This is a genomic window from Psychrobacter piscatorii (assembly GCF_904846415.1).
In the GTDB taxonomy this organism is placed as follows: domain Bacteria; phylum Pseudomonadota; class Gammaproteobacteria; order Pseudomonadales; family Moraxellaceae; genus Psychrobacter; species Psychrobacter piscatorii.
Map to the genome: position 1 here is coordinate 94231 of NZ_CAJHAR010000006.1, position 17037 is coordinate 111267.

The following is a 17037-nucleotide window of genomic DNA, read 5'->3' on the forward strand; positions in this document are numbered from 1 at the left end:
CTTTTATCCTTTTGATCTAATCGATAATAATTAAAAGTACACGCCTATATGACAGATTTTACTGACACAGCCAATAATATTGAAATTTCTACACAACCAAATTTATTTGATGAGCACTCAGATGCTACAGCTGAGCCCAAGGCAAAGGAAGAGGTGACCCCAGCGGTTGCTGTTGCATTAACGGGTCGTCATCTTATCGAAGCCTCAGCGGGTACAGGCAAGACTTGGACGCTGACTGGCATTGTGCTGCGTCTATTGATTGAAGCGCGGCGTGCGCCAGAGCAAATCATTGCCACCACTTTTACTCGAGCTGCCGCCGCCGAAATGCGTCAGCGCATCCACGACCGTCTGGTAGAGTTCTATCAGCTATTACAATGGGTCAATAACCTAAGTGCTGATACCAATAATAAAGATAACTTATATCCCAGCATATTGCAGGTACTGCCTGACAGCGATGATAACAATAACAATAAGAGTAAACCAAAAGACAGTGATTCCAGTACCGAATCAAGAGCTCAGATAGGCGTTGATGAGTTCAATCAAGATATTGACCATGATAAGCAGATGGCTAGAAAAAAGCGCGCGGACGTAAAAGAAGCGCGTGAAGATTGGTTAAAAGAGCAAGCCAAACATGCACGCTTAAACGCCATTATGGACGATCCCATTAACCTACATTTAGTCGGTTATCTATTAGATCATGTATACAGCTATCCAATGGCAGAGGCGATCCGGCGTACCGCATTAGTATTAACAACATTAGATAAACTGTTTGTGGGGACGCTGGATAGCTTGGCGCAAAAGTGGCTGAAAGAGTACAGTAGTGAAACCGGTCATCAGCAAGGCATGGCGATTATTGAAGACAGTAGTATCGAGCAGGTTACGGACAGTATTATTCATGATGAGCTGCGTCAGTTTCAAAGCCGTTTATATCACGAGCAGCCTAAACTGTATGCGCTCATGGATCAGCAAGGTAAGCTGACAGCAGTAGGTGATCAAAAAAAATTCGTTTCTCGCTCGCTGAATTTTGTTTCTGCGCCGATTGATGAGATAACACTAGAGCAAGGTTTTGATTTTGATGCGTATGAAAAGCTGATTCATGAATTTGCCCAGTTAGATCTAGTAGATATTCAGCCCTATCTAAATCCTGATTACAGAAAATCTCAAGGATTTAATGGGCGTTCCAATCTATTTAAACAGTTCGATGCACTTGTTGATGTCCATCAAAAGGTAGCGCAATATCAGCTAGCATTTAACAGCCATTTGAATGAGCGTGACAATAAGATTCTGACCGCTTTACAAGACGCCAGATATCCAAATGAAGACGGCAAAATTAAGAATTTCAATAAAGATAGAGAAAAAGAGCACCAGACCCTTTTTGAGTTAGAGACCATTAGTAAGTTGATGTCACTCTTAGATATGGTCGAAGGGTTAAATCAGCATATCCTATTAGTTTTAGCCAACCTTAATCGTCATATTGTACTTGCGGTACGTAATAGGTTGCCCGTTATCTTAGAAGAGCGAGGGGAGACCACCTTTAGTCTGCAAATGGTGCGCTTAAACCAAGCACTAACGGGTCGGCAAGGCGATAAGCTGGCGCGTTATATACGTCACCATTATCCAATTGCATTAATTGATGAGTCGCAAGATATTAATGGCGAGCAAGCCATTATGATCGAAAGTATTTACTTGCCAAAGAGTAAACGCAAACAGTCGGATAATGACAAGCAACCCACCACCAAAAAATCCAACCATGAGTTTTTGCTACTGGTTGGTGACCCAAAGCAGGCGATCTACGGGTTTCGTGGTGGGGATGTGACCAACTATAATTATATGAAAGCGCAGTTTGACAAAAGTACCATTTGGACACTTAACACCAACCGGCGCTCCACCCTCAGTCTGGTTAATGCACTCAACTGCTGGTTTGGTATACCTACAGCAACGACTGCTGAAAACAAGCAAGCGCAGCTGGGCAGTGGTATTTATTATCAGCATAGCAAAGCCGCAAAAGAGCAGAGTAAATTATCTTGGTTTAAGAGTTCAGGAGCAAAAGATAGTAGTTTGGTGACAGACGTTCTCTCTGCTCAGCCAGTGAGCCTCTTGCATTTGCCTAATAGTAAAGAGGCAGAGCTTGACTATGATGAGTATGAAATCACTGCCCGTCATATTGCTATTTTGCTCAGTAGTGGTCAGACATTAAACGATCAGCCGATTCAGCCCAGTGACATTGGGGTGCTGGCACGTACCAAAAAAGACTTAAAGCAGGTCGAAGACGAGCTGGTAAAACTGGGCGTACCCACCTTGACCACCAGTGATGTCAGCATCTTTGAAACGATTATGGCAGAGGATGTCGCAGCGCTACTTAGTGCTATGCTATACCCGTATCGTCATGACATGATTAATCGGGTATTAACCAGTCATCTATATGGACTGAGTATCAAAGATATTAAAGCCATGATGACGGATCATGAATCAGGCGTGGCTGAGAGTGACGACAGACTTAATAGTATCAATCCAAATAGTAGCGATGTTCAAAATATAGAACATAAAAAGAGCTATCAAGATTTTATCACCTATCTAAAAGAAGGCGCACAGCGCTGGCAGCATTTTGGTATTTTATCGGCGCTACATTACTTACTAGATAAAAGTCCTATACAGTCACAAGGCGTTTGGCAAGCACTAGCTGCTCATCCAGAAGGCGATCGACATATCATGGATTTGCGCCATGTGATGGACGTATTGGCACAGTATGGCCTAGGTATGGGTGAGCATGAGCTGTTAGCTTGGTTTAGGCAGCACATAGAGGCTGCACCCAACAGCGATTGGGCCAAGCAGTATCCGCTACCCACAGAGTCTGGCGTGCAGCTCATGACCATTCATAAGTCAAAAGGGCTTGAGTTTCCGATAGTCTATGTACTGGGTATGGGAGATGCCAGTAGGAAATCAGGCAACAAAGAAGACTATGGACTGTATCTATATAATGCTCAGCAAGCGCCTACAGCGCTAGTACAGCAATCCACAAAAGATCAATCCATAGGTAACCAGCGTCGTTTCTCACCATTGCAAGGCTCTGCTACGGTAGAGGACTATTATACTGATATCGAAACGAAAGAAGACTTTGATGAGCTGCGCCGACTTGGTTATGTGGCATTCACGCGGGCTAGCGAGCAGCTTTATGTGGTGTTGCGAGATCCTAGTAATAAGATAGGATTTGAGTTGAAGCCAGTATTTTATTGGTTTGACTCTCCAGACGCAAAATTTGAATTACCTGATAGGCTAAAAGGCACGATAGGCATGCTTAGAGGGCATAATATTAATGAGTTCTATAATAGTCATTATGCTAAAACAGTAACGTCAACAGATACCAAGCTTACCATCGAACCCACGACACAAGCGATTGAGTATGTTCCTTTTGCTGAGGTCATGAAAATGAACTATTTTTATGGTTGGGCTAAGACCAGCTTTACGGCTTTGGCCCGTCAGCTAGACGAATCAACGCAAGCAATGGCTATTGTTGATGAGCGTATTGATGATGCGATAGATATTGATATGGCAGACGCTGCAATGTCATTAGCGTCTTATCCTAATAGCAGCCTTGATAGTAATGCGTCTCTTGAAAAAATTGATGAGATAAGTCTCAAGTCAGAAGAGGATATTCGCTTTACCTTTGTGAAAGGCGCTAATGCAGGTACGTTTTTACATGAGATATTTGAAAAAATCGATTTTACCAATAAACTTCAGTGGTCTGGGGTGATCGATAGAGCGGTGAGTAGTTATCAATTGCCGCTGGTGTATAGCAGTGCTGAACATCAAAGCCGTAGGTCACAGGTAAAGGGGGAAGGAGATCGTGACTCATTTGACTCTGAGTCAATAGATACGATAAAGCATGAGGCCTTGATTACTTGGGTTGAAGAAGTGTTGCGTACTCCGCTATTGGCCTCCAATCAACCCTTATATGCTTTGGATGCAAATCAGCGATTTGCCGAATTAGAATTCAATATGGGATTGTCAGAGCGCTTTAAAGCAGAAGATATCAGTAAACTGTTTCAACAGCATCTACCGGATGAGACAGACAAACATGTCCATCTTGTGCCGCAAAATAGCGCGCACTTGTATCGTTACTTGCGCGGTGAAATTGACTTGGTTTACGAGCATGCTGGCAAGTATTACGTCGTCGATTATAAGAGTAATTTTCTAGGAAATAGCCTAAGCAATTATAATGAAAATACCCTCAAAAAAGCCATGTCTAAAGCCGGATATTGGCTGCAGGCAGCAATTTATCAAGTAGCATTACATCGATTCCTTTCAATGAGAATCGCTGATTATGTCGGCAACGAAGCTAAGTATTTAGGGGCGGTAGAATATGTCTTTCTACGAGGGGTATATAGCCCCAACGCTCAAGCAGCTGCTACCGTATCGCAAGATGTTAATAAAACTAGCGAATCACCACATAACGGCCGTTATGGACTCGTGACTTGGGATATTCCAATCGATTTTATTAAGGGGTTGGATGCGCTATTTGGTGTACCTGATTAGCAGATCATACCTAACGACTATCATTAATTAAAGATTCTAAAAAGATCAAACAGATCAAAATAGAGACAAATATATCATGAGCAATAATAATAAAAGCAGTGCAGCAATAGGCTTACAAGAAAGCTGGGCCAGTAATATCAGTGATTATATTTTGCTACGCCGCGCGCAAACGCGTATAGCGTACGACGCGACGGATATAACGGCAAATCATGAGAGCAAACAGGCCGACAAGATAGAAGACAGTCATTTGTTTAACGCATTGTTCATGATGTTAGCGACGCATTTGGAAGAGGGGCATACCGTATTGACCATTGAGGCCTCTGAACATGAAGGGCTATTGCAAGGTGAAATCAATAATGAGTCGGTTACACTATACGCTTGGCAGCAACAGTTATTAGAGATGCTAGCAATGCCAATCTTTGCGCTCATAGATACCAAATCAAATACTCAACCAGAAGATCAATCTACCGCCGAAACATCGATATTTGTATTGCTAAGCACATTATTTGATAAGCGGAATCAGTTATGGATGCAGTTGGCGCTGAGTAATCATGAAAAGGACATGCTAAACAAGCGTTTTGATACGATTGTGACGGTATTTCAGCTACTGAAAAATACCGATCTTACTTTTTTCATGAACCTAGTTAATAAGCATGCTTTATTTGCTGAGGTTAATGCTAACACCAATAGTAGCAGTGAAGAAAATAGCCTAAGCAATAATAGCCAACCTATCGTTTATAAAGTAACTAACAATCTAAATGCAGCGGAATCCATTACTTTTTGGCTGCATCGTGCATGGCAGGCCGAATTTAATTTGGCAAAAAATATCAACAATATTTTGAATCAAAAAGTAAGCCCTTTACCAATAGCGATACCTGAAAATCTTCATGACAATCAAATAAAGGCAATTAATGTCGCTAATAATAACGCGTTTAGTATCATTACCGGTGGCCCAGGGACAGGTAAAACATACACCGTTGCTCAATTGGTTATTGCACTGCAACAAGCGACAGAGAGTAGGGGTGATAATTCTGAAAATATTAGATTTAGTACGGATAGTGCGAGTCTAGCACTAGCAGCGCCGACTGGTAAGGCTGCACAGCGTATGCAAGAGTCTTTGCAAGCGGCTTTGGATACAGCGGGTATCAATTTGCAGCTGCAAGAAGCCAAAACCATTCACCGTTTGCTAGGTATTGGGCGGACGGGCAGACCTCGTTACAATGCCGATAATCCACTTGGCGAAGATATTATCATTGTTGATGAAGCATCAATGCTAGGGGTTGAGTTGGCTAATTACTTGGTGAGTGCAGTAAAACCAGGGGCAAGACTTATATTGTTAGGAGACGCTAATCAGTTGGCAGCAGTCGATGCAGGCGCAGTATTGGCGGATTTATGCCGCATACCATCTCTACAACTCATTCATGCAGAGCTGACTGAGAGCCGTCGATTTGGCGCGGACTCAGGTATTGGTAAGCTGGCTATTCAAATCAATAGAGCAGAGACAAACCTTCAAGCTATTTGGCAGTTATTAAGGCAAGACGATGCCTTGAGTTTCCAATACGTTAATACGTTGCAAGCAGAATCTATGTCAGGTAATCAGATAGAAAATAGCCTAAGTAGAGAAAAAAATATCTCAAAAGTTTCCCGAAATTACCAATCATACTTAAAAAAGATTGAAAATTTACTAAGACATCCGATAGAAAAATCTATGCCAAAATCAATAAAAAATACTATTTCATCATTAATGGAAATATTTAGTGAGTTCAGAGTATTAACTGCTGGCCATAATGGTGAGTGGGGCGATCATTACATTAATAATTATCTCACCCAGTGGCATCTCACTAAACTAAAGCTGCCATTGGGTCAAAACACATGGTTTCATGGTCGCCCTATTATGATTTTGCAGAATAACTATGAATTAGGATTATTTAATGGTGATATTGGTTTTTGCTTACAGACATCAGATGACAGAAGTCGATTGGAAGTGTTTTTTGAGAATAAGACACAAGGGATTGCGGTCAACCTACTAAACGAGGAGGTAGTTGCTACTGCATACGCCATGACGATTCATAAGTCGCAGGGGTCTGAATTTGATCATGTCGCGATTACGTTTGATGATAGTCATGCAAGGTTATTAAGCAAGGAGCTTATTTACACAGCGGTGACTCGTGCCAAAAAACGGGTAACAATATATAGTACAAAACACGCTTTTGAGAAAGCAGTCCAAACACCAACCGAAAGACATACAGGTTTAAGTTTGCAGTTTTAGGATTTATGATTGTCATTTTACGCACAAAAAAAGCATCCGATTTGGATGCTTTTTTTGAACTTAGATATTGTTAGTCACTTAGGGATAAGACTTAAACTTTATCTTCTTTGATAGCATAGATACCCGGCAGGTGACGCAAGTAACCATGGAAATCCATACCACAACCATAGACATAACGATCTGCGACATCAATACCGACGAAATCAACATCAAAATCGGCAACTTTGCGATCATGCTGCTTGTTTAGCAGCACACAAGATTCGAGAGATAATGGTTTTTCTTTATTTAGCTCTTCGACAACAGCCTTTAGAGTGATGCCTTCATCAAAAATATCATCAATTAACAGCACGTGCTCACCTTCGATACTCACATCAGGCTTGAATTTCCAATCAAGATCGTTAGTACCTTCATTGTCACGATAGCGTGTCGCATGGATATAATGCATACGATGATAGAAAGTAAGATGCGTCAATAGTTGACCAGCTGGAATTAATCCACCGTTCATAACAACCATCACAATTGGGTTCAGACCGGCGTAGTGTAGGTTGAGCTGAGCAGCCAAACGCTCATAAGCAGCCGCTACTTCTATACTGCTGATCAGGCACTCTGAGTTACGTAATGTTTTTTCGATTTCTTGATTGCTGATTTGGGTCATCGGGCGCACCTTTGGTGAAAAATGCCAAGTATTTTAACAAGTTTTGCTAAATTTTCCCAATGTTATATGACCATTTGGTCAAAATTTAGCAATTACTCTGGTTTTTCAATGATAAATGGACGGTAATAATTCGCCAAACGATTGAGCGAGTCATTTGGTAGATCAGGTAGTAGCTTGTTAAGCGCCATATTCATCCCTTTATCAATCGCAGATTTGGCAACTGGCACTGATTTGCGTTTGATCATACCTAATTTTAACGTTTCAGCGTAGCGGCTGACGAAGTGGGTTAGTGTCGCGTCGTTCATAGTTTCGAGCGCTGTTTTAAACTTGGCTCTATCTACATGCTCTGGTGTGATAGCAGCAAAGCCTTCGACGATAGTTCTAGCATCTGTTTCTGACAATTTAAAACCAATACGTTTGACACCTGCATTATCAATAAAAGTTGCCTGGTCTTTTAGAAAGTGAAAGCTTGGAAGCACTTCTTCGTTACTTTCTTTACCAAGTAAGATATTAAGCAGAGTATCGGTTGAGCGTTCTATCATGGTGACGATTTTACGCATCGCGGCTTGGCGTTCAGGATTGGGAATAATCTCGACCAAACCAACCAATAAATTGTCCGTCAGATCACGAGCTGTCTGATGAGTGAGCGCATCTCGGTAAGGGTAATAATCTACTTGCTCATTTGAAGCAACGACTTGTTCGGCCTCGCTGATTAATACTTTTAATTTATCTGAAGGTACGAATCCAAAATAATGTGCCATTATGCTTCCTTTATTTGTTGTTTTTCATGTCTTACTTGCGTTACATTTGTCGTGAAATCGGTTACCATTTAACCAGAATTTGAAACAAAGATTCACCACGCTATATGCTAATTAGTGACGCACCATCATTGTGTAATGCGAAAATTTGTTGGCTAATATTCATCTCACATGATTTTCACAATTTATTCGGTGACGGGTTATATGAATGACTCGCTGCACACTAATTTAGCATATTTTTTATATTTTCATTTAAAAAGCTTGAACTTATAAGACTACCTACTACTTGTCTAGGGAGAGATAAGATGAATAGTGCTATTGTACTGATATTCGGCGTTGCTGCTATGCTTTGTGGCTACGTGTTTTACTCAAAATTCATTGCTACCAAAATTTTAGCATTGGATAACAGTCGTCCCACGCCAGCGCATACGATGAAAGATGGGGTCGATTACGTTCCTACCAATAAATATGTACTATGGGGACACCATTTTACTTCGGTGGCAGGCGCTGCACCGATTATTGGTCCCGCAATTGCGGTTATTTGGGGCTGGGTACCTGCCATCATTTGGGTGGTGCTCGGTACGATTTTTATGGCTGGTGTACATGATATGTCGGCCATTTGGGCAAGTATGCGTAATAGAGGTCAATCGATTGGCTCTATTGCGGGTACGGTCATGGGCACACGTGTCCGCAGTTTGATGATGGTTGTGATTTTCTTATTACTATTGATGGTCAACGCGGTGTTTGGTGTTGCTATTGCTAATATGATGATAAAAACGCCATCCGCTGTATTGCCTGTTTGGGGCGCCTTGGTGGTTGCCTTTATCATCGGTCAGTGTATTTATCGCTACAAGATGAATTTGGTTTGGGTATCTATTATCGGGGTAAGCGCTTTGTACGGGCTGATCTATCTTGGCCCTATGTTCCCAATTGTGTTACCTGAGACTGTGATGGGCTTACCTGATAACGCTGTATGGATTCTTATTTTATTCGCCTATGCAGCGATTGCTTCGTTGTTGCCCGTATGGATGCTGCTTCAACCTCGCGATTATATTAATGGTTTGCAGTTGTTCGTTGGTTTAATTCTATTGTACGCAGCTATCTTTATCGGTACGCCGAATATTGTCGCGCCAGCAATAAACACAGCACTGCCGGTTGGCACGCCATCACTGATGCCGCTGTTGTTTGTGACGATTGCTTGTGGGGCTATATCAGGATTCCACGGATTGGTCGCGACAGGGACGACGTCTAAGCAGATTGACAAAGAAGAAGATGCGCGTTTCGTTGGTTATTTTGGTGCGCTAGGCGAAGGTATGCTAGCACTCGGCGCGATTCTAGCGGCAACCGCAGGTTTTGCTACTCTTGGTGATTGGCAAGCGGTTTATCAAAAATTTGGCGACGGTTCTATCGGTGCCTTCATTGACGGTGGTGCGACCATATTAAACGCAGGTGTTGGTATCGACATGGTACTATCCCAGACGATGCTTACGGTCATGGCTGCATTATTTGCAGGTACAACCATGGATACTGGTGTACGCCTGCAACGCTATATTTTCCAAGAGTTTGGTGAGTTTTATAACCTGCCAGTCCTGAATAAAAGCGTGGTTGCAACATTACTTGCTGTCGGCAGCTGCTTGCTATTAGCATTCGGTGCCGGTGGTATTGATGGTGCTGGTGGTATGATTATCTGGCCACTATTTGGTACGACTAACCAGCTAATGGCGGCGTTAACACTAATGATCGTAACGGTTATCTTGTTACGTAAAGGCAAACCAGTTTGGTACACTTTAGCGCCATTGACGTTCTTGCTGGTCATGACGGTATTTGCATTATTGATCCAGCTAAAAACCTTCTTCACTGATGGTAATTGGCTGCTTATCATTATGGATATCATTATCTTGATAGCAACCATCTTAGTAACGTTTGAGAGTCTGTCTGTATTACGCAAAGAGTGGTCGATACACAAAGGCAAAAGCGGTGACATTTAAACGCTAAACCATACTAAATATTTATCAACTCAAAAACGCTGGCAGCAATTGCTGGCGTTTTTTGTATCATATAGGCATGATAGATAAGAAAAACAGGAAGAGGGATGAGTAAATTATGGACAATAATGGTACGTCAAACGAGCGAGAATTAACTGAAAACGTCCAACCATGGTGGCAACGGTTTGTGGCTGGGTTAAATGAGTTTTATCATGCACCTTATCGCCAAACGATGGCACGTGCTGCCCGTGATGAAGAAGATTTTTTTATGCTGCTTATGTTTGCTGAAAGCTTAGGCATTGATAATCCTGCCAGCTTTTATACCTTAGAGTTGCAACCATTATTTTTAGAAAACTTCCACGAATGGCACACACGCATGGGTATGGATAGATGTCCGTTTGACCATGTTGGCTGCTGCTAATCGTTTGTTTATGATGGAAAAATAAGAATAATATAAGAAATGAGATAAAAATATGGCATTACATCCTCTACATACATTAGTAGAACAACTAAAAGCACAACCGATTATATTTATCGGCGGTAAGGGCGGTGTGGGGAAAACCACCACTGCCGCCGCACTTGCCAGCTATTACGCAAGCCAGCAGCAAAAGACGCTGATTGTCTCAACGGATCCAGCACACAGCTTGGGCGACGTATTAAATACCCAGCTTAATAACGCAAAAACAGCAATCTCACCTTATCTAGATGCTATTGAGCTAAATCCTGATGTAATCGTTGACGAGCATTTTGCTCAAGTTGAGCGTACGATTAAATCCTATGCCAATCCAGATATGATGCCCAAAATTCGTGAGCACCTGAGGCTATCAAAATCAGCGCCTGGCGCCCAAGAAGCGGCGATGCTCGAATCTATGTGTCAGCATTTGGTCGAAGCAGCAGATGCAGGCTATGAGCATATTATCTTTGACACGGCACCGACAGGGCATACGCTACGGTTACTAGTACTACCAGAGATGATGGGCGCGTGGACAGATGGATTACTTGCTCAGCAGCGACGGCAAGCCAAGCTACGCTCAGTAGCGACGCATTTGGACAGTCACAATCAAAAAAGCAGTCAAACGGATAGCGCTCAAAAGAACGATGTCGCCAATCCGTTTGCCGCAAAAAAGTCTGATCGCTGGGAGCAAGCAGTATCCGTACTAGAAAAGCGTAAAGAGCTGTTTCGCCAAGCAGGACTATTGTTGCATGATCGTACACAAACAGCGATTGTGCTAGTCATGACGGCTGACGTGTTGCCGCTGGCTGAGACTACACGAGCTATCGAGCAGCTAGAAAACAGCAAGCTCACGCCAGCAGCAATAGTCATCAATCAGTTGATAACACCGACTCAGTCAGATGAGTTTTGGCGCCGCCGTGCTGAGCGCCAGCAGCAATTGATGCAAGATATTGAAGAGAACTTTTTCAAATATCCCTTGTATCCAATTTATCTGCAGCAAACAGACGTGCGTGGCACGGAGGCATTAAGCGCGCTGCTAGAATAAATGTATAGTAAATAATTAAGACTCACGCTTGTAGGACTGTAATTTGCCCGACAGCGACCATGCCATATCTGCACGCAGCAGCTGTGCCTGTTCAGACTTACCACTACTAAGTGATGACCACTGCGGTTTGCCGCGAGCCTTTTTTAGCTCACTGGGTAATTTATGCGCAGGCCATACGGTAATTGGATGGTTCTCTTCATCGGCATTGTTATTGCTATGGTCACTGCCATCATTTGACAATGTCTCAAGGCTATTTTTTTCGCCTCTGTATAATAGTTGAGTGGCGTCTGTCGCAGCATGACCGCGATGGCGTAGGGCAGTGAGTAAGTCGATCGCTCGTGTTGCTAGCAATGTCAACGTCGCAGGATCGATATACAAGCGTTTTACCCCAGTAATCCTATCTGCAATACTACTGGTATTAGATAGTAACCCGCCTGCGATACCACCTATTGCGGCGCCCAATCCCAATGTCGTACCTAGCGCTGCTGCATCAATACCCAACCCTAACAGCGCGCCTGCTGCTGCACCAGAAGTGGTGCGGATACCGTAACTTTTGAGTAGTTCAGGATCAAACGGGTCTTGCTGATAGGCTTGTAATTCAAGCGGGGTGACTGCGACTGCATTATCATAGAACTTATATAAATTAAGTAAATTGTGCTGCATCGCACGCTCACTTTGTCTAACCGCTTCCTGCATTTGCGCTAATACAGGCATCGGGTCGTCATCTTCATTAATCTCGCGTACAAAAGAAGCAACATTCAATAAAAAGTCAGCAATGATAATATTAGCTTCATCATACAACTGCGCCCAATCTTCAGTCCGGCGCTGCATCAATTGCTCAAGCATCTCAGAATGAGTGAGCATGGTCGCTAAGTTTTGCCAAAGATGCATCTCATCTTCAAATTCAAAAGCAACGGAATCAAAGCGTGTGGAAATATGTAGATTGCGTCTTGCCAGCATGGTTTGCCAATCATCAATATTGGCATTCTGACTGTCGGTAAAATTAAATACAGGCATCACCGGAATGGCTGCCCACGATAAAATCGCTAGCTCATCTTTATACTTGCCCAATACTGGCTCACGAGCGTCTACCACATAGATGGCCATATCGCTTGCCAGCAGCTGACGAATCACTTTTGCTTCTTGGCTATAATCATAGCTGTCTAAAACACCGCTATCTGCACCTTGAGCGACATCTGCCGCCAAAAACTGCTGCAAGCGTTCAATACCATCACGGCGACTGGCGGTGTTGTCCTCAAGCCAATCCATGAGTCCTGATGCGTCCTCCAATCCTGGTGTGTCGTATAGAGCTACTAGCACCTCGCCAGTTTGACTGTCTGTCAGCTGTGCTTGCTCGACATGACGTGTGGTCGCCGCTTCGTTTTTGACTTCACCAAAATAGACATCCCTCAATAAGGTGCGCAATATAGAGGTCTTACCAGTATTGGTGTGACCCACGACGGCCAATTTGAGCGCCTCACCACTGGCGATGGTTTTTTTTGTCACATTTGCGCTGGTGGCTGGCGGTACTGATTCAGTTGATATAGATTGATTATCATGAGTCACCTTAGACTGAGAGGCCGTTGTTGATTGCGAGGTATTGGCGTTATTATTTGAATCACTGGGCAACGCCTTGTCTGCAAAAAGACCAACAGGCTTATTATTCTCGTAATTTTCTTTTTTATTGTCATTATTCATAGTTGCGTCTTATTGTTATTGATGATCAAATTACTGTAGCCATGTATTGTAAAACAAATCTGGTCGCGTGTTGGTTATGGATGCGTAGTGTTCATATCGTAAACCATGTTTTACGTATCCATGATACGCTATGAGATTGCCGTAGGTGGGCGCAGCAGTACCTTAATTTTTTTCTTAAACCCCTTGGCACGAAAAAATCGTTGCCACATACGGTAAAAAACGCCGAATATCAGGCTGATGATATTGTCATGGCTGGCTTCACCAACCGCACCGTATTTAACGGGGTTATTGACCGTGTCTTCTTCTACATAAGTGCCAAACCAACGATCAAAAATAATGAGAACACCGCCATAATTTTGGTCAATATATTCACTATTGGTACCATGATGGGCGCGGTGGTTGGATGGGGTGTCAAAGATATACTCAACCCATTTTGGAAATTTCCCCACCGTCTCGGTATGGATAAAGAACTGGTAAATCAAATCTAAGGCATAAAAGAAAAACACCCAGACAGGATGCACACCCAGCAGCATTAATGGGACAAAGAACAACCACCAGCCTGTCACCGAGTACAGCAGACTTTGGCGCATCGCGGTGGATAGATTCATCTTATCATCTGAATGGTGCACGACATGCGCTGACCAAAACCAATTCATGCGGTGTGAGGCACGATGGAACCAGTAATAGCTGAACTCAACGGCGACAAATATGGGTATGGCCGTCAGCCATGTCACCTCAATAGTGAATAGTCGGTATTGATATAGCCATAAGCAAATAGGCAGCACAATAAGTGCTTGGACAATCAATTCAAACCCGAGATAAGAGCCTCCCAAGCTAAAATTGGTCATCGCACGGCGCCAGCTAAAGCTTTCATTTTTCCCACGCTTAGACTGATAGAACCACTCTGCCAAAAATAATAAGAAAAATGGGCCACCAGCCAGCGGTAACAGCCATTCTTGCCAGTGAGCAGGTAAGATACTTGCCAGCATTGGCTGCCATGACTCGGGTGCAGCGGTTAATATACTTTGGTTTAATGCTTCTTTGTAATTATCCAATATCTGATCATACTCACCTGATGTTAAGAGGGTGTTGTCTGTTGACATATTTGGCTCCTAGCCACTATAAAACATCCTTGTTATCCAAGAGATAACTATTTTTCTATATTACTGGTTTATTTTGTCCTTTTTATAAAAATAATTATTATTAAGTATCGCATTCGAAAATTTTAATAATCAATATCCACCAAGCCAATTTTTCGCGCAGAGAGCGCTGTTTGCCACTGCTGATAGCGAACGGCTTGTTTATCTACTGGTTCATCATCCGTACGAGCGTCAGTCAAGCCAGCAGAAGGGGTGGTATCACTGAGCAGCTGTACAATAAGACCATTTTTTGCATGAGCGGCGATTTGATCAAGTTTGCGTAGCGTACCGCGGTCAGGCAGTGCTTTGCTATGAATACCTAATAGGACTTGTACAGGGTGCTCATCTAAGTAGTTTTTGAGCCGTGCCATGTCCTCACGGTCATCGATAATACCAAAATTCTCAACCTCACTTGATTGTTGAAAACCATGATGACTGCCATCAAGCCCTGACTGCCACCATTTATCCTGATTTGAAGGATATTCAAGCAAGGCGACCAGTTTTTTACCGGCGCTAACGGTCGCTTTGGGCGCGACAGGTGCGGGCGCTTCCGTAAAGTCATCTGCATCGACCACATGGCGCTGCCAAAAGTTTATTATCTTCTGATAATATGGTTGCTTGATATCTAATCGCATCTTTTTGCGGCGGAACATCAAGGCACAAAATACCCACGCTATCGCGCGCGGGACAATACCGTACATCAGCAAGCTACCGACTAGCAATCCTGCCCACTGCCGAGCGACAGACAGTGGCATCGTTTCTGTTACCAGCCTGCTTTGTGCAATCGCTGTACTATCCGGCACATCAAAACCAACCATGCTTGGTAGCCAGCCGAGTATTTGCGTTAAGCTCACAAGTGCTTGATCAGAGAGTAGGGTCGACTCCCAGCTAAAGCTATACTGACGTACGATCAATAAAAATATAATGGCAAGCAGCATACCGGTCAATGTCGCAAGCCATAACTGATGGCTAAATCTGCCTAAATACCAACGCATACCGCTATGCTGTAATTGGCGCTCATACAGATCGACGGCCGCCTTGGTCACATCGTCTTTACCACGTATCAGGTAACTTGGACTGACAAAGCTCGCAAACCAACTAGGCGCTTGCTGGTCTCGATTGATAAGTGTCATCACCAGCCAACCGCCAAGCATAATAGTATGAAAACCAAGCAAGCAGACCAACACATAAAAGAAGTTCACCACATTAGACTGCAATAGCGTAAACAATCCCAAAAATCCCGAAATACACCACACCACGCTCATGACAATCATGATGCCTTTGATGCGACCGTCTATTTTGCCCAGTACCCGCGCAAGTGCACCATTGCTATCTATCCGTGAGGCCCGTCGATGTAGCTTTTGGATAGGCGTGCCATCCTCACTCTGTAGCTTTTCCGTGATTAGTAACGGGTCAGTGGCAAAGATGTGCTGATCGGTCTCTAAAGCACGTACCAGCTCGGTCAGTTGGTCTTGGGGTGATAGCATAAGGCGCTGATATCCGTATAAGAACGTCAATAGAAGTAATGGAAAGCAAAAAACGCGGGTTTAATCGCTAAAAATTATTGTAGCGTATATGGAATGAGAATAATGTCTATTATTTTTATCATAGCAAACGCTCGTAAAATCAGCCAAAATGAATAAACAAACCAACACGAGCTAAGAGCTGTATAAAAAAAGGGAAGGTGGCATATGAACAACGACATGAATAATAAAACCTATCTTATCATCGGCGGAACGGGCGGTATTGGTCAGGCTATGGTCAAGCAGCTGGTACAAGAGTTAGCTGCCGATCAAACTGACGGCGCATCTGCTAAAAGTCATAGCACACAAGTATTCGCCACTTATCATCGCAGTGAGCCGAACTTTGAATCAGAAAACCTACACTGGTTGCCCATGAATATCAGTGCTGAGGACAGCATCAAAAAAGCGGTCGACACCATCAAGCAGACAGTGGATCATGTAGATTGGATGATCAACTGCGTAGGATTACTACATACAGAGGCTGCGCAACCAGAGAAGGCGTTGCGGCAGATTGAAACGGAGTTCTTTTTACAGAATATGCAAATCAATGCACTAGCAAGCTTGCTCATAGCCAAGCATATCAAACCTTTGCTCGCCAAAGCTGAGCGTAGCGCTGAACATCCAGCAATTTTTGCGACCATATCAGCCCGAGTCGGTAGCATCACGGACAACCAACTAGGCGGCTGGTATAGCTATAGAATGAGTAAGGCGGCGCTCAATATGGGGATGAAAAACTTGAGTATAGAATGGGGCCGATCACTCAAAGACGTGTGCGTAGTCGTCATGCAACCGGGCACCGTGAATACCCAATTGTCCGCGCCTTTTCAAGGCAATGTCGCTGAAGGACATCTATTCTCGCCAGCGTATAGCGCTAAATGTTTATTGGAAGTGCTATCAGGGATGACGGCTGCCCAATCAGGTAGTTTTGTCGATTGGGCAGGAGAGTCGATACCTTGGTAGTAAATATATCAACAGAAT

Annotated in this window: 11 protein-coding genes; 6 read left to right on the plus strand and 5 right to left on the minus strand. The window is 43.4% G+C overall.

Going from position 1 to position 17037, the window contains the following annotated elements; translation table 11 throughout:
* The first annotated feature begins 48 nt into the window (after positions 1–48).
* Positions 49–4533, plus strand: coding sequence for a UvrD-helicase domain-containing protein (locus tag JMX83_RS04420; RefSeq protein ID WP_201599339.1), 4485 nt, complete (start codon positions 49–51; stop codon positions 4531–4533).
* Positions 4534–4606: 73 nt separating this feature from the next.
* Complete coding sequence (recD, locus tag JMX83_RS04425; RefSeq protein ID WP_201599380.1) at positions 4607–6802, plus strand: exodeoxyribonuclease V subunit alpha; 2196 nt, start codon at positions 4607–4609, stop codon at positions 6800–6802.
* A gap of 91 nt (positions 6803–6893) precedes the next feature.
* Here recD and JMX83_RS04430 read toward each other — a convergent pair whose 3' ends face one another.
* Entirely contained in the window at positions 6894–7457 is a 564-nt protein-coding gene (locus JMX83_RS04430; RefSeq protein ID WP_201599340.1) for a hypoxanthine-guanine phosphoribosyltransferase, read from the minus strand.
* A 92-nt stretch (positions 7458–7549) separates the two neighbouring features.
* Positions 7550–8218 (minus strand): hypothetical protein, encoded by a 669-nt coding sequence (locus tag JMX83_RS04435; RefSeq protein ID WP_201599341.1) that lies wholly within the window; start codon positions 8216–8218, stop codon positions 7550–7552.
* 302 nt (positions 8219–8520) lie between these two features.
* Between JMX83_RS04435 and JMX83_RS04440 the strand changes: the two genes are divergently transcribed.
* The 3 genes from JMX83_RS04440 (at position 8521) to JMX83_RS04450 (ending at position 11699) form a co-directional block, all read left to right on the plus strand.
* Positions 8521–10203: a carbon starvation CstA family protein gene (locus JMX83_RS04440; protein WP_201599342.1), complete on the plus strand. Its 1683-nt coding sequence runs from the start codon at positions 8521–8523 to the stop codon at positions 10201–10203.
* A 115-nt stretch (positions 10204–10318) separates the two neighbouring features.
* Positions 10319–10621, plus strand: a complete 303-nt coding sequence (locus JMX83_RS04445; protein ID WP_201599343.1) for a cory-CC-star protein — start codon at positions 10319–10321, stop codon at positions 10619–10621.
* Between the two features lie 52 nt (positions 10622–10673).
* Positions 10674–11699: an ArsA family ATPase gene (locus JMX83_RS04450; protein ID WP_201599344.1), complete on the plus strand. Its 1026-nt coding sequence runs from the start codon at positions 10674–10676 to the stop codon at positions 11697–11699.
* Between the two features lie 15 nt (positions 11700–11714).
* On the opposite strand, the gene JMX83_RS04455 is transcribed toward JMX83_RS04450, so the two are convergent.
* From JMX83_RS04455 to JMX83_RS04465, 3 genes are all read right to left on the minus strand, one after another.
* Positions 11715–13397 carry a DUF3482 domain-containing protein gene (locus JMX83_RS04455; protein ID WP_201599345.1) on the minus strand — a complete coding sequence of 561 codons (1683 nt, stop codon included), beginning with the start codon at positions 13395–13397 and terminating at the stop codon, positions 11715–11717.
* Positions 13398–13525: 128 nt separating this feature from the next.
* Positions 13526–14500, minus strand: a complete 975-nt coding sequence (locus JMX83_RS04460) for a sterol desaturase family protein (protein ID WP_201599346.1) — start codon at positions 14498–14500, stop codon at positions 13526–13528.
* Positions 14501–14622: 122 nt separating this feature from the next.
* On the minus strand, positions 14623–16023 hold the full coding sequence (locus tag JMX83_RS04465; protein ID WP_201599347.1) for a DUF2868 domain-containing protein: 1401 nt from the start codon (positions 16021–16023) through the stop codon (positions 14623–14625).
* A 204-nt stretch (positions 16024–16227) separates the two neighbouring features.
* Between JMX83_RS04465 and JMX83_RS04470 the strand changes: the two genes are divergently transcribed.
* Entirely contained in the window at positions 16228–17019 is a 792-nt protein-coding gene (locus JMX83_RS04470; protein ID WP_265089489.1) for an SDR family oxidoreductase, read from the plus strand.
* Positions 17020–17037 lie beyond the last annotated feature (18 nt).